Annotated in this window: 15 protein-coding genes; 4 read left to right on the forward strand and 11 right to left on the reverse strand. The window is 69.6% G+C overall.

What is annotated here, in order from left to right:
- Positions 1-2: 2 nt before the first annotated feature.
- From GI374_RS05620 to GI374_RS05635, 4 genes are read right to left on the reverse strand one after another with little or no spacing between them, the layout of a single operon-like run.
- Positions 3-1,610 (reverse strand): GMC oxidoreductase, encoded by a 1,608-nt coding sequence (locus GI374_RS05620; protein ID WP_154336056.1) that lies wholly within the window; start codon positions 1,608-1,610, stop codon positions 3-5.
- An 18-nt stretch (positions 1,611-1,628) separates the two neighbouring features.
- Entirely contained in the window at positions 1,629-3,200 is a 1,572-nt protein-coding gene (locus GI374_RS05625; protein WP_195759843.1) for an FAD-dependent oxidoreductase, read from the reverse strand.
- Positions 3,197-4,501 (reverse strand): glucoamylase family protein, encoded by a 1,305-nt coding sequence (locus GI374_RS05630; RefSeq protein WP_154336058.1) that lies wholly within the window; start codon positions 4,499-4,501, stop codon positions 3,197-3,199. Before GI374_RS05630 ends, GI374_RS05625 begins: the two co-directional genes overlap by 4 nt.
- 2 nt (positions 4,502-4,503) lie before the next feature.
- Positions 4,504-5,937 carry a cellulase family glycosylhydrolase gene (locus tag GI374_RS05635; protein ID WP_154336059.1) on the reverse strand — a complete coding sequence of 478 codons (1,434 nt, stop codon included), beginning with the start codon at positions 5,935-5,937 and terminating at the stop codon, positions 4,504-4,506.
- Positions 5,938-6,283: 346 nt separating this feature from the next.
- On the opposite strand from GI374_RS05635, the gene GI374_RS05640 reads away from it, so the two are divergent.
- Positions 6,284-7,285 (forward strand): SDR family oxidoreductase, encoded by a 1,002-nt coding sequence (locus GI374_RS05640; RefSeq protein ID WP_154336060.1) that lies wholly within the window; start codon positions 6,284-6,286, stop codon positions 7,283-7,285.
- Positions 7,286-8,033: 748 nt separating this feature from the next.
- On the opposite strand, the gene GI374_RS05645 is transcribed toward GI374_RS05640, so the two are convergent.
- The 5 genes from GI374_RS05645 to GI374_RS05665 all read right to left on the reverse strand — a co-directional run bounded on the left by GI374_RS05645 (position 8,034) and on the right by GI374_RS05665 (position 16,075).
- The gene (locus GI374_RS05645; RefSeq protein WP_154336061.1) at positions 8,034-9,077 is read right to left on the reverse strand and encodes a glycine betaine/L-proline ABC transporter ATP-binding protein; all 1,044 of its coding nucleotides are present in this window, start codon (positions 9,075-9,077) and stop codon (positions 8,034-8,036) included.
- Positions 9,070-9,957: a proline/glycine betaine ABC transporter permease gene (locus GI374_RS05650; protein ID WP_154336062.1), complete on the reverse strand. Its 888-nt coding sequence runs from the start codon at positions 9,955-9,957 to the stop codon at positions 9,070-9,072. Before GI374_RS05650 ends, GI374_RS05645 begins: the two co-directional genes overlap by 8 nt.
- Before the next feature lie 91 nt (positions 9,958-10,048).
- Positions 10,049-11,047, reverse strand: coding sequence for an ABC transporter substrate-binding protein (locus GI374_RS05655; protein ID WP_154336063.1), 999 nt, complete (start codon positions 11,045-11,047; stop codon positions 10,049-10,051).
- A gap of 113 nt (positions 11,048-11,160) precedes the next feature.
- Positions 11,161-13,611 (reverse strand): FAD-dependent oxidoreductase, encoded by a 2,451-nt coding sequence (locus GI374_RS05660; protein ID WP_154336064.1) that lies wholly within the window; start codon positions 13,609-13,611, stop codon positions 11,161-11,163.
- A 10-nt stretch (positions 13,612-13,621) separates the two neighbouring features.
- Positions 13,622-16,075 carry an FAD-dependent oxidoreductase gene (locus tag GI374_RS05665; RefSeq protein WP_195759844.1) on the reverse strand — a complete coding sequence of 818 codons (2,454 nt, stop codon included), beginning with the start codon at positions 16,073-16,075 and terminating at the stop codon, positions 13,622-13,624.
- Positions 16,076-16,203: 128 nt separating this feature from the next.
- On the opposite strand from GI374_RS05665, the gene GI374_RS05670 reads away from it, so the two are divergent.
- A complete protein-coding gene (locus tag GI374_RS05670; protein WP_195759845.1) occupies positions 16,204-16,764 on the forward strand; it encodes a helix-turn-helix domain-containing protein in 561 nt (186 codons plus the stop codon).
- A 46-nt stretch (positions 16,765-16,810) separates the two neighbouring features.
- Here GI374_RS05670 and fahA read toward each other — a convergent pair whose 3' ends face one another.
- Both fahA and GI374_RS05680 read right to left on the reverse strand, forming a co-directional pair.
- The gene (fahA, locus tag GI374_RS05675; protein ID WP_370515167.1) at positions 16,811-18,028 is read right to left on the reverse strand and encodes a fumarylacetoacetase; all 1,218 of its coding nucleotides are present in this window, start codon (positions 18,026-18,028) and stop codon (positions 16,811-16,813) included.
- A 58-nt stretch (positions 18,029-18,086) separates the two neighbouring features.
- Positions 18,087-18,599 carry a MarR family winged helix-turn-helix transcriptional regulator gene (locus tag GI374_RS05680; RefSeq protein ID WP_154336066.1) on the reverse strand — a complete coding sequence of 171 codons (513 nt, stop codon included), beginning with the start codon at positions 18,597-18,599 and terminating at the stop codon, positions 18,087-18,089.
- A gap of 249 nt (positions 18,600-18,848) precedes the next feature.
- Here GI374_RS05680 and GI374_RS05685 point away from each other — a divergent pair, with 249 nt between their 5' ends.
- Together GI374_RS05685 and GI374_RS05690 are read left to right on the forward strand one after the other, a co-directional pair.
- Entirely contained in the window at positions 18,849-20,204 is a 1,356-nt protein-coding gene (locus GI374_RS05685; RefSeq protein ID WP_154336067.1) for an efflux RND transporter periplasmic adaptor subunit, read from the forward strand.
- The gene (locus tag GI374_RS05690; protein WP_154336068.1) at positions 20,201-23,281 is read left to right on the forward strand and encodes an efflux RND transporter permease subunit; all 3,081 of its coding nucleotides are present in this window, start codon (positions 20,201-20,203) and stop codon (positions 23,279-23,281) included. Before GI374_RS05685 ends, GI374_RS05690 begins: the two co-directional genes overlap by 4 nt.
- Positions 23,282-23,327 lie beyond the last annotated feature (46 nt).

Below are 23,327 nucleotides of genomic sequence, written 5' to 3' on the forward strand. Positions count from 1 at the left end.
GCTCATGCGACCAGCCTCTCGCCGATGCGATCGGCAACGCGGATCGCGTTGGCGATGATGGTCAGCGTCGGGTTCACCGCGCCGATGGAGGGAAAGAAGCTGGCGTCGGCGACGTAGAGGTTGTCGATGCCGTGGACCTTGCAGTCGAGGTCCAGCACCGCCGAGGCCGGGTCGGGGCCGAAGCGCATCGTCCCTGCCTGGTGAGCGGTGCCGCCGATGGGAACGTCCTGGCCGAAATAGAGGGTCCGGTCGAAGAGGTGGGGGTGGATGTCCACATGGTCGAGAATGCGGCGCAGCGCCGCGCGCAGGCGGCGGTGCGCCTGCGCATTCGTGGGCGTCAGGTCGAGCCGCACCCGTCCGCCGCTGTAGCTGATGCGGTTCTGGGGCAGCGGCAGGTCCTCGGATTGCAGCCAGAAATCGATGGAATGGCGCGCGATCCAGCCGAATGGCGCCTCGGGGAAGCGTTGCAGGAAGCCGGGCAGCGCCTCGGCCTCGATCTGCGCGCCGTCCGACTTGCCGACCATCTGGATATGGCCCAGCGGATAGTCCCATTCGCCCATGCCGCCGTTTTCGGGCGCGTGGTAGAAGTCGTTCAGCCCCAGCGTCTTCTGGAAGCGCGTCGGATTGGGCGTGCGGGACACCGCCAGCACGATGGAATTGTTGTGGCGCATGTAGTTGCGCCCGACGAGACCGGAGGCATTGCCCAAGCCATCGGGATGCGCCGCGTTTCCCGAGCGCAGCATCAGCAGCGCCGAGGACAGCGCCCCGCAGGCGACAACCACGACATCGGCCGCGAACATGCGGCGGATTGCGGCCTCGCCGTCGCCGATCACGACCTCGACGCCGGTCACGCTGCCGCCCGGCGCATCGGTCAGCAGCCGGTCGGCAAAGGCGTGGGTCATCATCGTGACATTCGGGTGGTCGTGCAGGGTCGGATCGACGCAGACCACCTGCGCGTCGGCCTTGGCGTTCACCGGGCAGGGATAGCCGTCGCAATGATCGCAGCGGATGCAGGTGCTGTCGGGCAGCGCATCGCCCGCGGCGTCCTGGTCGAGCAGCACCGCCATCGGCAAGTGGAAGGGCCGGTGCCCCAGCCGGCGGAGGTTGTCGGACAGCGCGGCGATCCGTGGCTCGTGCTCGACGGGCGGACAGGGATAGGGCCGGTCCGCGGGCGGCTCGGTCGGATCGTCCCCGCGCAGGCCGCGGATGCGGTAGAGGTCCTCGGCCAGCTGATAGCAGGGCGCGAGGGCCTCGTAGCCCAGCGGCCATGCAGGCGAGATGCCGTCCTCGTGGCGCACCGCGCCGAAGTCGCTGGTCCGCAGCCGGAACAGCGCCGCGCCGTAGACCTTGGAGTTGCCGCCGACGAAATAGTGCAGGCCAGGGTGGAACTCCTCGCCGTTCGCCGCCGTCCATGTCTCCTTCGCCTGATAGCGCGCCTTCGTGAACACTTCGCGGGTGTCCCAGTTGTCGCGTGAGCGCGGCAGGTAGCCGCCCCGCTCGAGGATGAGGATGCGCTTGCCCGTGGCCGCCAGCCGCCACGCGACCGCCCCGCCGCCTGGCCCCGAGCCGATGATGATGAGGTCGTAGCGCGCGTCGGCAGTCGCGGGCATGGCTGTTCCTCCGCCGCGTCAGACCTGCGCGGGATGCGCCGCGCCCGCCCCCTCGGCGCGTCGGAGGCAATCCACGCAAGCCTGCGCCGCAAGCTGCACCGTCTGCGAGCGCGAGGGGAATGTGGTCAGCGCTGCGGCAAGCGAGCGCAGCCCCGCCCGGCGCTGCATAGCCAGCGTCACCTCGCTGATGATGTCGCCCGCATCGCGCGCGACGATGGTGGCGCCGAGGATGCGGTCGGTGCCGAGTTGCGTGTGAATCTTGGCAAAGCCGACCCGCTCGCCCGCCGTCACCGCGCGGTCCACCTGGTGCATGAGCACCGTGTAGGTCGCCAGCGGCAGATCCCGCGCGAAGGCCTCGGTGATATAGAGCCCCACATGCGCGATTTCGGGATCGGTGTGGGTGCACCACGGCAGCACCACGTCCGAGATGCGCCGCCGCGCGCCGGTGAGCGCGTTCAGCACCGCCAGCCGGGCCGAGGCCTCGGCCACCTGCGTGTGGCGCCGCGCCATGCAGACGTCGCCCGCGGCATGGACGCGCGGGTTGGCCGTGCAAAGGAAGTCATCGACCTCGAGGCTGCTGTCCTCGCCGACAACGATCCCCGCGGCGGCGGGATCGAGCCCGGTCACGTCCGCCATCCGCCCGACGGCGGCGAGCACCCTGTCCACCACCACCTCGGAACTGCGCCCGCCGGATTGCAGCGTCACGATCCGGGCGTCGCCGTCGCGGCGGATGGCGGTGGCGGCGGTGTCGAGGCGGATCCGCACCCCGTCCGACGCGAGCGCGGCCGAGAGGACCTGCGCGGCCTCGCGCTCCTCCTCGGGCATGAAGTACGGCGCATCCTGCACCAACGTGACATCGGCCCCGAGGCGGCAATAGGTCTGCGCGATCTGGGTTCCCCGCGAGCCGCCGCCGACCACCATCAAGCGTCCCGGAAGCGTCTTGAGGTCGAGGATGCGGTCCACGAGCAGGTAGTCTGCGCCTTCCGTGCCCCCGATGCCGAGCGGCCGCTGCCGCCCCCCGGTGGCGATCAGCGCCTGCTGGAAGCTCAGCTCGCGGTCCCCCACGACGATGCGGTCGGCCCCGGTGAAGCGGCCGTCGCCGAAATGCACCTCGATGCCGAGGCGGCTCAGTTCGCGGGCCGCGTTGCGCCGGCTGATGGTGGCCTGCGCCTGGCGCACGCGCCCTGTCGCGCGGGCGTAATAGGCGTCGGGGTCGGGCTGCGAGTTGATCCCGAAGGCGGCCGCCTGCCGGAGGCGGAACATCTGCCGGGCGGCGGCGGCGAGGGTCTGGGACGGGATGCAACCTGAGTTCAGGCTGTCGCCGCCAAGCGCCCCGCGCTCGACCAGCGCGACCCGCGCGCCGAGCTCGACCGCAAGCCGCGCGGCGGCGATCCCGGCCGGGCCGCCGCCGAGGATGACGAGATCGTAGCGTTCGGCCTGGTCGGGGTTCACCCAGTCGGGTGGGCGGACATTGGCGCGATACTCGGCCTCGGCCGGGCTCGGGGCGGCCCGCGCATCCGTGTCGTGGGCGTCCGACAGCAGCGGTGCCTCGCCCCGCGCGGTGGCGATCGACCCGGCAGGGGTTTTCATGCCAGCCATCCTCCCCCGAAACCAAGCGCGCGGAGACCGTCGCGGAACACCGCGGCCCCGCGCGTCAGCTTCCAGATCAGCCCCGAGCGGTGGTTCTCGATCATCATCACGACCAGACCCTGATCCAGTCCGAAACAGTCGGGCGAGACCCATCCGGCGGCACCGTCGCCGGGCAGCGATGGGTTGAAACTGCCGCGAAAGCGGTCCTGTTCCAGCACCTCCGGGAAATCGCGAAGCCGCCCGGTGAGGCAGCGCAGCGCCGCCTCTTCGGCGAAGGGCAGGCAGGCCAGCGGCGCCCAGGGCGCCAGCGTGCCGTCGTCCGGCCCGAAGGGCGCGCCGCGTGCCGCGTAGCCGTAGAAGTCGCGCGAGGCGCCGCTGCGCATCGCCAGCCGGCCTGACGGCCCGTCGCAGGCCGTCAGGCCCCAGCTGTGCTCATGATAGCCCGCGAATTCGCCGGGGTTCAGGTGGCAATAGGTCTGCTGCAGGCCGACGGTCCGGGTGGTGTTACGAAAATAGTCGGTGCCGCGCGCCGCCATGAACGCATCGGCAATGCCGCGGAAATCGATCCATGCGTGCGAGAACAGATGGATGAACAGCGGCCCTGCATAGAGGACGTCGGAGCCGTAGATGTTCTCCCACTGATAGCAACTGGTCCAGGCATGATAGGCGCGGCCAGCATCCTCGCGACTGAGCCCGGCCGCGGCGAGGACATAGAGGATGATCGCCTCGGAATAGCCGTTCCAGTCGTAATGGATGAAGCCGCCCTCGGGCCGCCAGCCCTGAACGAAGGCGCCGGTTTCATGGTCGAGCGCCCAGGCGAAATCGATGCGCCGATGGATTTTGTCCGCCAGCGAGCGGATTTCGGCCTCGACCGGATCGGCGCCGCTGAAATAATGCGCGGCCGTCAGCGCCCCGGCGACGAAAAGGGTCGTGTCGATGACCGAAAGCTCGCAGTTCCAGACGCGCTCGCCGGTCTGCATGTCGAGGAAGTGATAGTAGAAGCCGCGGTAGCCGGTCACGCTATCCGCGTGGTCGGATTGCGCGCTGTCCATGAAGAAGCGCAGCGCCTTTTGCACGCGGGCCGCGGCCGCGCGGCGCCCGATCCAGCCGCGCTCGACGCCGACCGGATAGCAGGACAGCGCGAAGCCGACCACGGCGATGCTGCAAGGAGCGCCCTCACGGCTGCTGTCGCGCACGAGGCCGTTGTCCTCGTTCGTATGGCTGAGGAAATAGCCGAAGGCCGCCTGCTGCAGCCGGTGCAGAGTCTCGTCTGCCGGGCTCTCGGGTGGCGCGGGTTCCATCCTCAGCGAAGAAGTTCGATCGCGGTCACCGATTGCGGCTGGACTTCGACCGCGAGGGAGGCGGTCCCGTCCTGCGAGGTGACAGGCTGCGGCGTCCACAGCAGCTCCGACTGCGCGATCAGCTCCGCAACCTGTGCCTGCGTCGGGTAGCCGGGAGAGGCCATCGCCTGCCATGCGGCGGTGGCGTTCGCGTGCCCGGCGTCGATCCGCGCCACCTGCGCCTCGCGCCAAGCCGGGGAATTTTCGAGCTCGATCCGCACCGTCTCCGCCGCGATGGGGTGCCGTGGCAGCGCCAGGTTGGTGATCACCACGGTGCTGCGATCCTCGCCCGAGACCATCCACGCGCTGACCGTCTCATGCGCACCCTGCATCGGGTGCATTCGGCCGCCCAGCCGGTGCAGAATCTCGAACGCCCGGTAGGCTGGTTTCGGAATGCCGTAGATGCTCATCAGCCCGAAGCCCCCGTGAAACGGCACGCTGGAAAAGAAGTTTTCGGCGAAGATGTCCGAGAATGCCCAGTAGCTGTAGCCCTGCACCAGATCGCCCATGTCGAGGATCGTCTTTACCGCATAGGCGGCGGCATAGGGATGGTCATGCAGCGGATCGCGCGAATTGGAGGAGGTCGACCACTCCGTGTAATAGACCGGACGCCCTGCGGCCTGACCGCGCACGGCCGCCGCCTGCTCGCGCAGCACGCCGATGCGGCTGGCGGCAAGCTGCGTCTCGGTGTCGTCGCCGGGCTTGCCGAAGGCGTCCGTCGGATAATGATGGGTGCTGATGAAGTCGTTGGGAACGCCGTGCGCCTCGCAGAACGAGATGAAATCGGCGATCCAGCCATTCGCCGCCGTCGCCGGTCCCCCGACCTTCAGTTCCGGCGATATCGCCTTGATCGCGCGCGCCGTCACCTCGTAGAGCCGGAAGTAATCCGCCTGCGTCCCGGTCCAGAATGCCTTCAGGTTCGGCTCGTTCCAGACCTCGAAGAACCAGGTCGAGACCTCCTCGAGGCCGTAGCGATTGACCCAGTGCGCGACCAGCTTCGATATCAGGGTGCCCCATTGATCGTAATCGCGCGGGGGCGTGACATTGGCCTTGTAGCGGAACACGAAATCGGGACCCGACGACAGCGCGAGGGGCATGAAGCTGAGCTCCACGAAGGGCTTCATTCCCGCCGAGACGAGGAAGTCGAAAACCGTGTCGGCATTATAGAAGGAATAGACGAGCCGGTCGTTCTGGTTGACCAGCGTTCCCATGTCGTCGCTGAGAATGCCGTGAAACCGCACATAACGGAAGCCGAGGTCGTCGCGGCATCGCAGCAGCTGCGCTTGCCAGTCGGCCCGCAGCGCCACCGGCGCATGATCGCTGCCGACGCAAAGTTCCCAGAAATGGGGGAACGGGACTGTCGCCGCCGCGCAATCCGTCGAGAAGGTCGCGCCCATCCGATACCACCCGCCTCACCGCTCCCGAACGCCCCGCAGCCGGCGCGGCCCCGTCCGCGCGTCATCCGCTCGTCTGCCCGAACGCCGGGCGGTGACGGGAGGCGAGGACACTTGCAAGTCCTCGTCGCATGGCGTGGCTCACCTTGCCTGACAGACTGGAATAACCACGAAAACGCGCGCTCACCGCACTTGGTTTCACGCGGGCTCCTGCGTCGCGCGCAGATCGCCCATGCACTGAACAGGCGTCTGCGTACGACCCGGGCCGCGCACCCCCGCGCCGGAACTCCGGTTCCCACCGCGCGTTGGTCCGGCCGGCCCGCATCGGTCGTCACGAGGGAGGGTCGGCATGTCGGTCGTCATGGTTACGGGCGCCTCGGCGGGCGTCGGCCGCGCCATCGTCCGGCGGTTTGCCCAAGAGGGGGCGCAAATTGGGCTCATGGCACGCGGCATCGACCGCCTGGAGACCGCGGCGCGCGAGGTGCGGGCCGGCGGGGGCGAGGCCCTGGTGCTGCCGCTCGACGTGGCGAATGCCGAGGCGGTGGACGCGGCCGCCGAGGCGATGGAGCGCCGCTTCGGTCCCATCGACGTCTGGATCAACGTCGCCATGGTGACCGTCATGGCGCCGGTCTCGGAGATGACCGCCGCAGAATACCGCCGGGTCACCGAGGTCACCTATCTGGGTTGCGTGCACGGCACCTTGGCGGCGCTCAAGCGGATGCGGCCGCGCAACCGCGGCATGATCATCCAGATCGGATCGGCTCTGGCCTATCGCTCGATCCCGCTGCAATCGGCCTATTGCGCTGCCAAGCACGCCGTCATCGGCTTCACCGACTCGCTGAGGTCCGAGCTGATCCACGACGGCAGCCGGGTCCATCTGACGGTGATGCAACTGCCCGCGGTCAACACCCCGCAGTTCGACTGGGCGCGCAACAAGCTGCCTCGCCGTCCGCAGCCGCTGCCGCCGATCTTCGAGCCGGAACTGATCGCCGAAGCGGTGTTCCACGCCGCCTCGAACCCGCGGCGCGAGTATTGGCTGGGGTGGCCCACGGTCAAGGCCATCATCGGCGAGCGCCTCGTCCCGGGCCTGGCCGACCGCATCCTGGCCACCGAGGCCTGGGACGGGCAGATGACCGCCGAGCCGGCGCGCGAGCGTCCCGACAACCTCTACGAGCCGGTGCCCGGCGACTACGCCGCCCGTGGACGCTTCAGCGACCGGGCGTCCTCGCGCTCGCCCGCGATCTGGGCGAGCGAGCACCGGCAGGCGGCGTCCCTTGCGGCGGGCATCGGACTCGCCGCACTGGCCGGAGCAGGGCTGGCGATGAGCCTTTCGTCACGCCCGCGTCATTGACGGCGCCTGCTCGAGGCGTCCAAATGGACAGCCATCCTGTCGTCTCTTCCCGAACTCACCTCCGGCGCTTATGCGCGCGGAGCTCAAGACCCCTTGCGCGCCCAGGGGCATCCACACATGAAGTAGCGCGAAAGGGCGAGCGCTGGGTTATGTGGGCGAGGGTAGGGGGTCCGTGACCCGCGGGGCAAGCCAATTGCTTTGACACTTCCCCCAGCGCGGGCTCGTCCCACTCGTCGTTGCAGTCTCGTCGATCGTCGGCGTCGAACGTCCGACAACGCGCGCGGGCTGCAGGTTGCGGCCCTGATGTCGGCGTGCACCATCTGTCTGCCATAGGCGGCGGGGGCGAACCATTGGTTGCCCAGACGGGTCGGCGAAGGCGGTAAGCGGGACCAGGCAACCGTGCCCCGGCTCGAGCCACCGCCGCCAGTGCGGCGAGGCGGTGTTGCGGATGTTGGTCACGCCGGGATCCCGCGCGGTTCGCAGATGCATCGGCGGGGTCGGCATGCCCCAGCGGGCTTTCGCCAGTTCCAGCCCGCCCTCGGGCGCGTGTCGGATCACCGGGGCGAGCTGGTCGGGATAGACCTCCCCCGGCTGCAGGTTGCCTGCGCGGTCGCGCCACCCGTGATGCGCGAAGAGCTGGCGCATGGCCTCCTGCGTGGTGGTCTGGCTGTAGAGGTTGCAGATGGGAACGCCTCCTCGATGGTCGGGGTCCTGGCGGTGTGATGGGCATGCCTCGGGAGCGGCAGGCTCAGGCCTCCTGCGACTCCCCGCGGTCGGTCATGGCCGCGAGGACGCGGGCCATGCGCAGCACACCCGCCGGCCTGCCGGAGGGGTCCGTCACGACCAGCCGGTCGACAGCCCGCCGGGCCATCAGCCGCCCCGCCTCTTCGAGGGATGCGTCCCCCGCGATCGCATCGGCGGGCAGGTCGGCTGCGGGCACCGGCTCCATCGCGGCGTCGGCGCGGATCACGCGGCCGCGGTTCACCTCGCGCACGAAGTTCTCGATATAGGCGTCGGCGGGCCGGAGGACGATGTCCTGGCTGGTGCCCGCCTGGATGATCTCGCCGTCGCGCAGGATCGCGATGTTGTCGCCCAGCCGCAGCGCCTCGTCGAGGTCATGGGTGATGAAGACCACGGTCTTGCGGATGTCCTTCTGCAGGTCCAGCAGCACCGACTGCATGTCCACCCGGATCAGCGGGTCGAGGGCCGAGAAGGCCTCGTCCATCAGCAGGATCGGCGCGTCGTTGGTGAGCGCGCGGGCGAGGCCGACGCGCTGCTGCATGCCGCCCGAAAGCTGGTTGGGGTAGCGGGTCTCGTAGCCCTTCAGCCCGACGCGCTCGACCCAGGCGAGGGCGCGCTCCACCCGCTCGGCCGGCGGGACGCCCTGCACCTCGAGGCCGTAGACCGCGTTCTCCATCACCGTGCGGTTCGGCAGCAGGGCAAATTTCTGGAACACCATGGCCGTCTGGCGGCGCCGGAACTGCCGCAGCGCCTCGGGGGACATCTTCACGACATCCTCGCCGCCGACCAGCACCTCGCCCGCCGTGGGCTCGATCAGGCGGTTGATGTGCCGGATCAGCGTGGACTTGCCCGAGCCGGACAGGCCCATGATGACCTGGATGCGGCCCGGCGCCATCGTCAGGTTGATGTCGCGCAGCCCGAGGACGGCGCGGAAACGCTCGTTCAGCTCGGTCTTGCTCATCCCCTCGCGCGCGAGCGGCAGCACCGCCGCCGGATCGGCGCCGAAGATCTTGTAGAGGCCGCGGATCTCGATGCCGATCGGGTCAGCCATGGACGACCTCGCTGTGCTTCTGCAGGCGGCGGCCGAAGGCCTGGCTCACCCGGTCGAAGATGATGGCGATGCCGACGATGGCGAAGCCGTTGAACATGCCGAGGGTGAAATACTGGTTCGAGATCGCCCGCAGCACCGGTTGTCCCAGCCCCTGCACGCCGATCATCGAGGCGATCACGACCATGGCCAGCGCCATCATGATCGTCTGGTTGATCCCCGCCATGATCGTCGGCAGCGCCAGCGGCAGCTGCACCTTGCGCAGCTTCTGCCAACTCGAGGAGCCGAAGGCGTCCGCGGCTTCCAGCATGTCGCGGTCCACCAGCCGGATGCCGAGATCGGTCAGGCGGATGATCGGCGGCATGGCGTAGATCACGACCGCCAGCAGCCCCGGCACCCGGCCGATCCCCAGCAGCATCACCACCGGGATGAGGTAGACGAAGCTCGGCATGGTCTGCATCACGTCGAGCACCGGGTTGACCGCCGCCCGCACCCGGCCCCAGCGGGCCATCGCAACACCGAGCGGGATGCCGAGCGCGATCGAGATCACGGTGCAGACGAAGATCATCGCGATGGTCTTCATCGTGTCGTCCCACATGCCGAAATAACCGATCAGCAGCAGGGTCACGGCCGAGCCCGCGGTGATCCGCCAGCTGCGGCTCGCCAGCCAGCAGATGCCGGTGATCAGCAGGAAGACGACGATCCAGGGCGTCTGGGTCATGAACCGCTCGGCCTGGATCAGGAAGATCCGCAGCGGCTCGAACAGGCCCTCGATCGTGTCGCCATAGGCGCGGGTGAAGGCGCGGAAGCCGTCGTCAATCGCCTTCTTCAGGTCGCGCAGGCGGGCGTCGTCCATCTGCGGAAATCGGGTCAGCCAGTCCATGCGGCACTCGTCTCGCGGGTCCGGCGCGGCAGGCGCGCCGGGTCAGGAGGGGAACCGGCGGCGCGCGATGGCGCGCCGCCAGCGGCGTGGATCAAAGCGCCGCCTTGATCGCCTCGGCCGCCTCGGGCGAGACCCAGGGCGTCCACAGGTCCTCGTTCTCCTGCAGGAAGTGGCGCGCGCCGTCCTCGCCGGTCGCCTGGTTGTCGCTCATCCAGGCCATGACGCCGTTGACGGTGTCGTTGGACCACGAACGCTTGGACAGGTAGTCCATCACCCCGGCCGGGGCGCTGTCGGCGAACTCCTTGGTGACGACCGTCTGCACGCGGTCGAGCGGCCAGTCGTTCTTCTTCGGCTCGGCGCATTCCGCGTTCGAGGTGCAGGAGGTCCACTCCTCCTTGTCGAAGGGCACGCCGTGATCGAGCTTGACCATGTCGTAGCGCCCGAGCAGCGCCGTGGGGGCCCAGTAGTAGCCCAGCCAGCCCTCCTGGCGCTCGTAGGCGCGGGCGATGGAGCCGTCGAGGCCCGCGGCCGAGCCGGTGTCGATCAGGTTGAAGCCCTTGCCGGCGCCGTCGAAGCCCTTGAACAGCTGCCCGGTGACGACCGTGCCGCCCCAGCCCTGGGGACCGTTGTAGACCGCGCCCTTGGACGAATCCTCGGGATCGGGGAACAGCTCCGGGTGGGCGAGGGCGTCGTCGATCGTCTTGATGTCGGGGTGGGCGTCGGCGACGTATTTCGGGATCCACCAGCCCTGCACCGCGCCGTCCGACAGGATGTCGTCGGTGACGACGATCTTGCCCTCGTCCAGCCCCGCCTGGATGACCTCGGGGACGAGGTCCACCCAACCCTCGGGCGCGATCTGCGGCTCGCCCTTCTCGACCATCGAGGTGATCGTGGGCACCGTGTCGCCCTGGATGATCTCGGCGCTGCAGCCGTAGCCGTTGTTCAGGATGAACTGGTCGAGGGCGGCCGCAAGCTCGGCGCTCTGCCAGTTCATGCTGGCGATCACCGGGCTGCCGCAGTCCTGCGCCAGTGCCGCGCCGCCAAAGCCGCTTGCGAGGGCGAGTGCCACCGTTCCGAACAGTTTCTTCATGTTGTTGTCCTCCCTTGGTTCTTTCGTCTGTCGCGGCTCCTTTGCGGGCGCGCGACTCCGTCAGCACTATGGACAGTAGGCCCCCCTTGAGGCCAGCGGATATCGCAGATGCGTCATTCTCGCACATGCAGCGACTTCGGGTCGTAAAGCGGCGCGAGGCTCGCCTCGGCCGCGACGCGGCGGCCCGCGACCTCGATCGCGTAGGTCGAACCCAGCATCTCGCCCGCAGCCTCCCCCGGCGCGCGGCAGGGGACGTAGCCGAGGCCGATGGCGCCGCCGAGGGTGTGGCCGTAGGCGCCGGAGGTGACGTGGCCGACGATCAAGCCGTCGCGCAGGATCGGCTCGTTGTGAAACAGCAGCGGCTCGGGGTCGGTCAGGCGGAACTGCATCAGCCGCCGCTCGAGGCCCGCCTCGCGCTTGCGCAGCACGGCCTCGCGGCCGATGAACTCGCCCTTGGCGGTCTTGACCGCGAAGCCGAGGCCTGCCTCGAGGACATGGTCCTCGTCGGTGATGTCGTGGCCGAAATGGCGATAGGACTTCTCGATCCGGCAGCTGTCCATCGCGTGCAGGCCGCAGAGCGTCAGCCCGACCGCCCCGCCGGCCTCGGCCAGCGTCTCGAATACATGCGCGGCCTGATCGGTGGGGACGTAAAGCTCCCAGCCGAGCTCGCCCACATAGGTCACGCGATGCGCGCGCACGAGGGTCATGCCAAGCTCGATCTCGCGCGCCGTCCCGAACGGGTGGGCGTCGTTGCCGAGGTCGGCGGGCGAGACCAGCGACAGCAGTTCGCGCGAGCGCGGGCCCATGACCGGGATCACCGCCTCGGCGGCGCTGACATCGGTGATCGTGACCCACTCCTCGCCAAGGTGCCGCCGCAGCCAGGCGAGATCGCGCTGCAGGGTGGCGGCCGGCACCACGAGGAAGAACGCGGTTTCGGAGAGCCGCGTGATGGTCAGGTCGCTCTCGATCCCGCCGCGGGCGTTCAGCATTTGCGTGTAGACGATCCGTCCGGCCGCGACATCGAGATCGTTGCCGCAGAGCCGCTGCAGGAACCCCAGCGCGTCGCGCCCCTCGACCCGGATCTTGCCGAAGGACGACATGTCGAGCAGCCCGACCCCCTCGCGCAGCGCCCGATGCTCGGCGGCGCTGTTCGGAAACCAGTTCTGCCGCTGCCAGCCGTAGCGATACTCGCGCGCCTCGCCCTCGCCCGCGAACCAGTTCGCCCGCTCCCATCCCGCGACGTCGCCAAAGACCGCTCCGCGCGCCTTCAGATGCTCGTGCAGGGCCGAGCGGCGGATGCCGCGGGCGGTCGTCACCTGGCGGTAGGGGAAGTGGTCGGCGTAGAGCAGGCCCAGCGTTTCCGTCACCCGCTCGCGCAGGTAGCGGCGGTTGCGCTGGAACGGTTGCGCGCGGCGGATGTCCACTTCCCAGAGGTCAAAGGGCGGCTGGCCCGCATCCATCCATCGCGCCAGCGCCATGCCGGCCCCGCCCGAGGACACGATCCCCACCGAGTTGTAGCCCGCCGCGATCCAGTAGCCGCGGACCTCCGGCGCCTCGCCCAGATAGTAGCGGTCGTCGGGGGTGAAGCTCTCGGGGCCGTTGAAGAAGGTGTGGATGCCGGCCTGGGCGAGCATCGGCATGCGCGCGACGGCCATCTCGAGGATCGGCTCGAAATGGTCGAAGTCCTCGGGCAGCTGGTCGAAGCAGAAGTCCTCGCGGATGCCGTCCATGCCCCAAGGCTTCGCCACCGGCTCGAAGGCGCCCAGCATCATCTTGCCGGCGTCCTCCTTGTAATAGGCGCATTCGTCCGGGACGCGCAGGACCGGCAGGCGCGCAAGATCGGGGATCGCCTCGGTGACGATGTAGAAATGCTCGCAGGCGTGCAGCGGCAGGGTGACACCGTTCTGCGCCGCGAGGTCGCGCCCCCACATGCCGCCGCAGTTCACGACATGATCCGCCGCGACATGCCCGTGCTCGCCGCCCGCCTCCCAGTCCACGCCGGTCACGCGCCCATCCGCGGTCGTGACGCGCGTGACCTTGACGCCCTCGACGATCTGCGCCCCCCGCATCCGCGCGCCCCGTGCGAGCGCAAGCGCGATGTTGGCCGGGTCGGCCTGCCCGTCGCCCGGCAGATGCACGCCGCTGACCACGTCCGAGGTCTCGAGATGCGGATAGAGCGCCCGGACCTCGGCGGGGCCAAGCTCGCTGACCTCGACCCCGAAGGCCCGCGCCATCGAGGCCTGCCGCAGCAGTTCCTCGCGCCGCTCACCCGTCAGCGCGACCGAGATGGAACCGCGCTGGCTGAAGCCGGTGGCGAGGCCGGTCTCGGCCTCCAGCCGCGTGTAGAGGTCGGTTGAATACTTCGCCAGCCGCGTCATGTTGGGGCTGGCGCGCAGCTGCCCGACCAACCCCGCCGCGTGCCAGGTGGTGCCGCTCGTCAACTGCTTGCGTTCCAGCAGCAGGATGTCGGTCCAGCCGAGCTCGGCCAGGTGATAGGCGACCGAGCAGCCCGAGATGCCGCCGCCGATGATGACGACGCGGGCCTGCGACGGGATCGTGGCCATAGGGTGCTCCTCAGGCGCGGATGCGGGCGTTGGCCGGGTCCCACGGCGCCGCATCGGGCAGGACCGTGGCGGGATAGCGGCGGTCGAAGATCTCGACCTCGAGTTCGGTGCCGGGCTCGTTCAGTTCCGTCTCGATCATCCCAAGACCGAGGCAGGCGCCGACCCGGTGGCCCCAGGCCGACGATGTCAGCTCGCCCACCATCCGGTCCCCGTGCCAGAGATTCGCCATGTAGGGCGGGTCGAACGCGTCGCAGCGGACCTCGACCATCGCGAAGCCCGTGGGCCGCGGCGCGTCGCGCTCGGCCAGCAGCGCCTCGCGGCCCCGGAAGGCGGGCTTCTGCCAGTCCACGAAGCGGACAAGGCCCGCCTGCAGCACCGAATAGTCGGTCGAGAGGTCGCCCTTCCAGGCACGATAGCCCTTCTCGATACGGAGCGAATCGAGCGCGAACATGCCGAAGGGCCGCAGCCCGTGCGGCTGCCCCGCCGCCCACACCGCGTCCCAGACGGCGGGCGTGTCGGTGGTGCGGCTGTGCAGCTCCCAGCCGAGTTCGCCTGCGAAGCTGACGCGCATCAGCAGCACCGGGCGGCCTGCGATCTGCGCCTCCTGCAGGCTGAGCCAGGGCAGACTCAGGTCGGCATCGGTGACGCCTGCGAGGATGTCGCGGGCGCGCGGGCCGGTGAGGATCTGGGTGGACCACGCGTCCGTCTCGTTCACGAGGTCGAGGCCGGGCGCGAGGTGCGCGCGCAGCCACTCGCCGTCATGCAGCTCGGCGGCGGCGGCGGTGATGAGCAGGAACTCCTCGTCGCCCAGCCGCGCCACCGACATCTCGGTCACGATCCGCCCGGCCTCGTCGGCGAAGTAGCCCAAGCCCAGCCGCCCCACCGGCGGCACCCTGCCGGTGATCTGCCGCGCCAGCCACGCGGCCGCGCCGGCGCCGGTCAGCCGGAAGCGCGAGAAGCCGGGCAGGTCGAGGATGCCGGCGTGGTCGCGCACCGCCTCGCATTCCGCGCGCACCGCGCCGAACCACGGCCCCTCGCGGCGCCAGGTCCGCTGCGCCGCCTCGCCGGTGTCGTCGCCGGGGCGCGCGAACCACAGCGCGCGCTCCCAGCCGTTGAAGGGTCCGAACTGCGCCCCGAGCGCCGCCACCCGGTCATGGACGGGCGAGAGCTTCTTCATCCGCCCGGCGGGCCAGACGTGATGCGGGAAGTGGATCGCGTATTCGTTGCCATAGACCTCCATCCCCTTGGCGATGGCGTAGTCGCGGTCCTCGAAGCCGGTGAAGCGGCGCGGGTCGCAGGACCACATGTCCCACTCGGTCGCGCCCTCGGTGATCCACTCGGCCAGCACCTTGCCCGCGCCGCCGCCCTGGCAGATGCCGAAGGTGAAGACGCAGGCCTCGAAGGCGTTCGGCACCCCCGGCATCGGGCCGATCAGCGGGTTGCCGTCGGGCGTGTAGGGGATCGGGCCGTTGATGATCCGCGTCAGCGGCGCGCGCTCCAGCAGGGGCACGCGGGCCATCGCATCGGCGACGTGCCACTCCAGCCGGTCGAGGTCGTCGGGGAAGAGCTGGAAGCTGAAATCCTCGGGGAAGGGATCGTCCGGGGTGATCCAGTGCGCCCGGCAGTTGCGCTCATAGGGGCCGAGGTTGAAGCCGTGCTTCTCCTGCCGGAGGTAATAGCTGCTATCCACGTCGCGCAGCAGCGGCAGCTTGTGGCCCGCCTCCGCGGTCCAGGCCTCCAGCTCCGGCACGGTGTCGAAGAGCAGATACTGGTGACTCATCACCACCATCGGCAATTCGCGCCCGAACCAGCGGGCGACCTCGGCCGCGTAGTAACCGGCGGCGTTGACGACGTATTCGCAGCGGATCTCGCCCTTCGGCGTCTGCACGATCCACTCGTCGCCCTCGCGGCGGACGCCCGTGGCGGGGCAGAACCGCTCGATCCGCGCGCCCTTCATGCGCGCCCCCTTGGCGAGGGCCTGCGTCAGCTGCGCCGGGTCGATGTCGCCGTCATAGGGGTCGTGCAGCGCGCCGGTGAGGTCATCCGTGGCGACGAAGGGATAGATCCCGCGCAGCTCCTCGGGCGAGAGGATCGACAGGTCCATGCCCTGCCGCCGCCCCATGCCGACGACGCGCCGGAACTCGTCCAGCCGCTCGGCGCTGTGGCCAAGGCGCACCGAGCCGGTGACGTGGTGGTTCATCGGATAGTCCACCTCCGCCGCGAGCCGCCCGTAGAGGTCGGCCGAGTAGCGCTGCATGTTCATGATCGACCAGCTGGCCGAGAAGGTCGGCACGTTCCCGGCCGCATGCCAGGTCGAGCCCGCGGTCAGCTCGTTGCGCTCCAGCAGCAGACAGTCGGTCCAGCCGGCTTGCGCGAGGTGGTAGAGCGCCGAGACGCCGACCACGCCGCCGCCGATGATGACCACGCGGGCCGAGGCGGGGAAGGGCATTTCGGCTTCGGTCATTGCAGGCTCCCTCCGCGTGAACTCCGGGCAGGTAAGTTCAGCCTAGATGAAAAATCAACGGATAATTTCACGCATTGCCTCGGCCGCGGCCTTCCGCAAGGATGCGCCCCGCCCCTCACGCGGAGCGCATGACCTTGAACAGCCTCGTCGGCAGCGACATCCGCGCGCTTCGCAAGTCGCGCGGGATGACCATCGCCCGGCTTTCGGCCGCGCTCGGCCGTTCGGTCGGCTGGCTGAGCCAGGTCGAGCGCGGCCAGACGATCCCCTCGATCAGCGACCTCTCGGCGATCGCGGGGCAGTTCGGCGTCACCATCAGCTTCTTCTTCCGCACCGAGAACCAGCGCCCGGAGGAACGCGGCCTCATCCTGCGCGCCGCCGACCGCGCGCCCCTCGGCTCGCGCGAAACGGGCCTCGTCGAGGAGCTGCTGTCACCCAGCCTCGGCGGCAGCTTCGAGATGATCCGCTCGACCTTCGCGCCGCATTCGAGCAGCGGCGGCCTGCATGCGCCCCGCAAGAGCGAGGACGGCGGCGTGCTGGTGTCGGGACGGCTGACGCTGCAGATCGGGACGCTGGAGGTCGCGCTGAAGGCGGGCGACAGCTTCCAGTTCGCCGAGACCGCCTATGGCTGGCGCAACGACCATGACGAGCCGGCCGTGGCCATCTGGGTGATCGCGCCGCCTGTCTATTGAGGAGCCGGGCGAGGGCCCCGATGCGTGGGGGCAACCCGGCGCCCCGTCATTCCACCGCGGGCAGGATCCAGCCGGTGCAGGGGCCGAAGCCGATGCGGTAGCCATCGCCCTCCGCGAAGGCGTAGAGGCCGATCTCGTCGCCGTCCTCGATGAAGGTGCGGGCCTCGCCGTTGACCGTAACCGGGTTCTTGCCGCCGCCGGTCATCTCCATCAGCGCGCCGGTCTGATCCAGCGCCGGCCCCGAGATCGTGCCCGAGCCGAGCAGGTCGCCGACGCGCATGGGGCAGCCGCTGACGGTGTGATGGGCGAGGCACTGCGCGGCCGAGTAATACATGACGTTGTAGTTCGTCCGCCCCATCTTCTGGCCGTTCATGGTCCAGCCAACGGTGAGGTCGTAGAAGCCTGGCCGGCGCTCCTGCAGGTAGGGCAGCAGCGGGTTGAGCCGCTCGGCGCCCTCGCTGCGGAAGGGTTCCAGCGCGGCCTCAGGGACGATCCATGCGCCGATGGTGGTGCCGAGCGCCTTGGCCTGGAACGGGCCGAGGGGCTGGTATTCCCAGGCCTGGATGTCGCGCGCGGACCAGTCGTTCAGCAGGACATAGCCGAAGATCATCTCCTCGGCCGCGTCCACGCCGACACGCTCGCCCATGGTGCTGTCGGCGCCGACGATCGCGCCCAGTTCCAGTTCGAGGTCGAGACGGCGGCAGGCGGTCCATTCCGGCCCGTTCTCGCCCCGGACCTGCCCCATCGGGCGGCGGATCGGCGTGCCCGACACCACCACCGACGAGGCGCGGCCGTTGTAGCCGATGGGCATGTGCGTCCATTGCGCGGGGAGCGCGTTCTCCGGCCCGCGGAACAGCACGCCGGTGTTCCAGGCGTGGTTCCGCGAGGCGTAGAAGTCGGTGTATTCAGTCACGCGGATCGGCAGGTGCAGCGCGGCCCCGGCCATCGGAACCAGCGGCAGCGAGGGGTCGCCGCCTTCGGCCAGAAGCTCCGTCAGGCGGGCGCGGGTCGCGGCCCAGGTCGCGCGGCCGAGCGCGATGAAGTCGTTGAGCTGCGCTGCCGCGAAGGTCCCCTGCGCGTCGATCAGGCCGTGTTCCTCGCAGGCGCCGAGGTCGAGGATCATGTCGCCGATGGCGACGCCGCAGCGGCGCGGGCCTCCCTCGGTGGAAAAGATGCCATAGGGCAGGTTCTGGATCGGGAAGTCGCAGCCCGGCGCGTTCGCGCTTTCCACCCAGCTCTTTCTCGCCGCGTCGGTCATCGCCATTTCCCTCCCACCGGCCTCATTGCGTGCAGTGACCCCTGCCGTTGCAACTGCAACAATGTCAAGGATCGGGTGTGCCCGCCGCGTCCTCGCGGACGCCGCCGCCCGGCCACGGGAAGGATGCGCCGCGCCCGGCGTCAGGCGTGGTCACGCGCGCGATGGCGGCGTCGAGGGCGGTGATGCCGCGGGACAGCGCCTCGCGGTCGGCCGCGGGCATGGCGTCAAGGATCTCCTGCGCCCGCGCCTCGACCTCGCGGAAGGCGCGGGCGAAGAGGGCACGGCCCGCCTCGGTGATGCGGTATTCGCGCAGGCGGCGGTCGGAGGCCGGGATCGCGCGGGTGATGAGGCCCTTGCCCTCCAGCCGCGAGGCCGCGCGGCTGACCTGCACCTTGTCGAGCGAGGTCCGCTGAACCAGTTGCAGCGAGTCGAGCATGCCGGCGTCGTCGAGCAGGAACAAAAGCCGCCATTCCTCGCGCGAGAGGCCGTGGGTGCGGCCGTAGACGGCGACGAGCTGGCGCGAGAAGGCCTCGGCCGTGACCGCGATGCGGTAGGGGAGGAACGCCTCGATCTGCATGGGCCGAGGCCTCCGCGCGCGGGGTGGTTTCATTCGCAACGACCTCGGTGATGACGGCGGCTCGGGGGTGCTGTCAAGCGGATGGCGACGGCGGGTCACGTTGCGGGCATGCCCCTCGCACGCCATTGATCCGGCGGGCCCGCGGCTATAAGTCGCGCGCATCTTCCGCCGCGGTCCGGCGGCCGCCTTTCTTCTTCCCCGCCCCGGCCGCCGCCTCGCATTGCCCGCCGCACACAGGTCCAGGACATCATGGTCAAGCGTTTCGTCATCGCCCTCGTTCTGGTCGTGCTGGTCGTGGGCGGGTTGGTGGGATTCAACCGATTCCGCGCCCAGGCCATCGAACAGTTTTTCGCCAACATGCCGGTGGCGCCGGTGACGGTCTCGGTCTCCGAGGCCAAGGCCGTGACCTGGGTGCCCGTGGTCGAGGCGATCGGCACCGTGCGCGCCGCCTCGGGCGTGGACCTGACGGTCGAGACGACCGGGATCGTGACCGAGGTGGCCTTCACCTCGAACCAGCGCGTGAACGAGGGCGATCTGCTGGTGCGCCTCGACGACGCGGTGCAGCGGGCGAATTACGAGGCCGGGGTGACGCAGGCCGAGCTTGACCGGCAGGCGCTCGAGCGCGCGCTCGAGCTGCAGCGCCGTGGCGTCGGCTCGAACGTCGCGGCCGACACCGCCCAGGCCGCGGCGAGTTCGTCGGCGGCGCAGGTCGCGGCGCTGCAGGCGGTGCTGGACCAGAAGCAGGTGATCGCGCCGTTCTCGGGCGTGATCGGCATCGCGCGGGTGGAGGTCGGCCAATATGTCGCTCCCGGCACGGTGGTGGCGACGCTGCAGGACCTCGACACCATGCTGGTGAACTTCACCGTGCCCGAGCAGGACCTGCCGGTGCTCGAGATCGGCCAGCCGGTCCGCATGGGCGCCACCACGGCGGACATGCGCTTCGAGGGCGCCATAACCGGCATCGACCCCAAGATCGACCCGGCCTCGCGCCTCGCCTCGATTCAGGCCGAGATCACCAACCCCGACGGCACCCTGACGCCCGGCCAGTTCGTCCAGATCCGCGTGGCGCTGCCGCCCGAGGAGGGGGTGATCGCGCTGCCGCAGACGGCGCTCGTGACAAGCCTCTACGGCGATTACGTCTATGCCGTGCGCGAGCGCCAGCCCGACCCGGCGGCGCCGCCCGCCGCCGCCGCTGCGCCCGCGGCCGGGGCGCCGCAAGGCGCGGCGCAGCCTGCCGCGGCTGACGCGCCGCAGCTCGTCGCCGTGCAGGTCTTCGTCACGCCCGGCCGCCGCAGCGGCGATCTGGTCGAGATCGTGAGCGGAACCTCCCCCGGCGAGTCCATCGTCGATGCCGGGCAGAACCGGCTGTCAAACGGCGCCGTGGTGGTGATCGACAACACGGTGGCCCCGGCCTCCGGCAACGCCCCCGCGGTGGCGGCGGGAAGCGCCGCCGCAGCGGCCGAGCCCGCAGCCGGTGCCGCCGAAGCGGCCGGCGCGCCGGCCGCGGAACCCGCGACCGAGTCCGCCGGGACAACCGGGGCCGCCGCGACCGACACCGCCACGGCGGAACCGGCCGGCGGGACGCAGGACGAGGCCACGGAATGAACTTTTCCGCCATCTTCATCCGCCGCCCGGTCCTCTCGACCGTGCTGGCGGCGTTGATCCTGCTGCTGGGCTTCCAGGGGCTCTTCGGTCTCTCGGTGCGGCAATACCCCGAGGTCGAGGAAACCGTCGTCACCATCACCACCGTCTATCCGGGGGCCAGCGCCGACCTGATCCAGGGCTTCATCACCGCGCCGATCTCGGCCGCGGTCGCCACCACCGAGGACATCGACTACGTCACCTCGCAGAGCCGCCCCTCGGCCAGCGTCGTGACCGTGCAGATGCAGCTCGGCGCCAACCCGGACGTGGCGCTGACCGAGGTCATGTCGAAGGTCCAGCAGGTCCGCGGCCAGCTTCCAACTGCCGCCGAGGACCCGGTCATCGTCAAGGGCACCGGGATGCAGTTCGCCACCATGTATCTGGCGCTGCAAAACCCCAACATGACGGCCGAGCAGGTCACCGAATACATCGAGCGCGTGATCCGGCCCCGCGTCTCGACCATCGAGGGCGTGGCCGAGGTGCAGATCCTGGGCGCGGCGAACTACGCGATGCGCGTCTGGGTTGACCCGATCCGCCTCGCCGGGCGGGGCCTGACCGCGGCCGAGGTGCTGGCCGGGATCAACGCCTCGAACTTCCTCTCGGCGCCGGGCAAGACCCGGAACGACTACGTCACCTATCCGATCACGCTGCAATCGACGCTGCAGACGCCCGAGGCCTTCGGCGCGCTGCCGCTGAAGGCCTCGGGCGATGATGTCGTGCGGCTGCGCGACGTGGCGCGGGTGGAGCTCGCCTCCGAGAGCGACGAGACCATCGTCACCTTCAACGGCCGGCCGGGCACCTTCATCGGAATCTTCCCGACGCCCGCCGCCAACCCCCTCGACACCGCCGACGCGGTGATCGAGGAGCTGCCCGCGATCCAGGCAAGCCTGCCCGAGGGCATGACGATCACGATGGTCTATGACGCGACCGAGGCGATCAGCGCCTCGATCGAGGAGGTGTTCCTCACGATCTCGGAAGCAGTGGTCATCGTCGTGCTGGTGATCCTGCTGTTCCTCGGCTCGTTCCGCTCGGTCCTGATGCCGATCGTGACGATTCCGCTGTCGCTGATCGGGGTCTGCTTCTTCCTGTTCGTGATGGGCTACTCGATCAACCTGCTGTCGCTGCTGGCGATGGTGCTCGCCATCGGCCTCGTGGTGGACGACGCCATCGTCGTGGTCGAGAATATCCACCGCCATATCGAGGAGGGCCTCAGCCCCAAGCAGGCGGCGTTCGTCGGCATGCGCGAGATCAGCGGCCCGGTGGTCGCCATGACGATCACGCTGGCCGCGGTGTTCGCACCGCTGGCCTTCACCGGGGGCCTCACCGGCTCGCTCTTCCGCGAATTCGCGCTGACGCTGGCGGGGGCGGTGGTCATCTCCGGCGTGGTCGCGCTGACGATCACGCCGATGATGACCGCGCGGCTCCTCAAGGCGGGCCATACGAGCCGCTTCCAGCGGATCGTGGACCGCACCTTCGAGCGGTTCTCGAGCCGCTACGAGCGGCTTGTGGACAGCTCGCTCGACTACCGGCCCGTGACGCTGATGGTGGCCCTCGCGCTCGTCGGGCTCACCGGGTTCCTCTTTCTCAACACCTCGAGCGAGCTTGCGCCCGAGGAGGACGTGGGCGCGCTCTTCTCGCTCATCACCGGGCCGCCTTATGCGACCCCGGAATACACGCAGCTCTATGTCGACCAGATGCGCGCGCTGACCGAGGATCTGCCGGAGCTCGACGCCAACTTCTCGATCGTGGGCTTCGGCGGCGCCACCAACTCCGGCATCGCGCTCTGGGCCTTCGACGACTGGTCCGACCGCGAGCGCAGCCAGGCCGAGATCCAAGCCGACATCCAGGCCCGCCTCGCGCCGGTTGCCGGGGTGCAGGCGCTGGTCTTCGCGCCGCCGTCGCTGCCGGGCGCGGGCGGCGGCCTGCCGATCTCGCTGGTGATCCAGTCCACCGGCGATCCTAGCCAGGTCTACGAGGTGGCCGAGCAGGTCCGGCTCGAGGCGCAGGCCTCCGGGCGCTTCATCGTCGTGCAGAACTCGCTCGCCTTCGACGCCAACCAGGTCACGGTCACCATCGACCGCGACCGGGCGGCAGCGCTGAACCTGCCGGTGCGGGACATCGGCACCACGTTGAGCCTGCTGGTCGGCGGCGGCGCGGTGGCGCAGTTCGACCGGGATTCCAACAGCTACGACATCATCATGCAGGTGCCGCAGGACTATCGAAACAACCCCGAGCGGCTGGGCGATTTCTTCGTGCGCAGCACCACGGGCGACATGGTGCCGCTGTCCTCGGTCGTGACCGTCTCGACCAACGTCGCGCCCGCCTCGATCGAGCAGTTCAACCAGCTCAACTCCGCCACCATCTCGGCCCTGCCGATCCCGGGCGTCACCACCGGCGACGGCCTCGCCGCGATCGAGAGCATCGCCCGGCCGCTGCTGCCGGACGGCTTCTTCATCGACTATTCCGGCCAGTCGCGGCTGGAGGCCGAGCAGGGCGCCACGATCCTGATCGCCTTTGCGCTGGCGATCGTCGTGATCTACCTCGTGCTGGCGGCGCAGTTCGAGAGCTTCCGCGACCCCTTCATCATCCTCGCCACGGTGCCGCTGTCGATCTTCGGCGCCATCGTGCCGCTGAACCTCGGGCTGGGGACGCTGAACATCTACACCCAGGTGGGCCTCATCACGCTGATCGGCCTCATCACCAAGCACGGCATCCTGCTGGTGGAGTTCGCCAACCAGCAGCGCGAGGCGCACGGGCTGTCGCGCCGCGCGGCGATAGTGGCCTCGGCCAGGACCCGCCTGCGGCCGATCCTGATGACCACGGCGGCGATGGCGCTGGGTGTCGTGCCGCTGATCATGGCCTCGGGCGCGGGAGCGGCGGCGCGCTACTCGATGGGCCTCGTGATCTTCTCGGGGGTGCTGGTCGGGACGATGTTCACGCTCTTCGTGGTGCCGATGTTCTACACCTTCATCGCCGCCCGCGAGATCCGGCACGAGGGCCCGGACGACCTGCCGCAACCGGCGTTGCAACCGGCGGAGTAGGCGCGTCGGGGTCGGCGCAACCGACCGGCCCGCCGCGCATTGAGTG

This window comes from Paracoccus sp. S-4012, assembly GCF_009674885.1.
GTDB lineage: Bacteria > Pseudomonadota > Alphaproteobacteria > Rhodobacterales > Rhodobacteraceae > Paracoccus.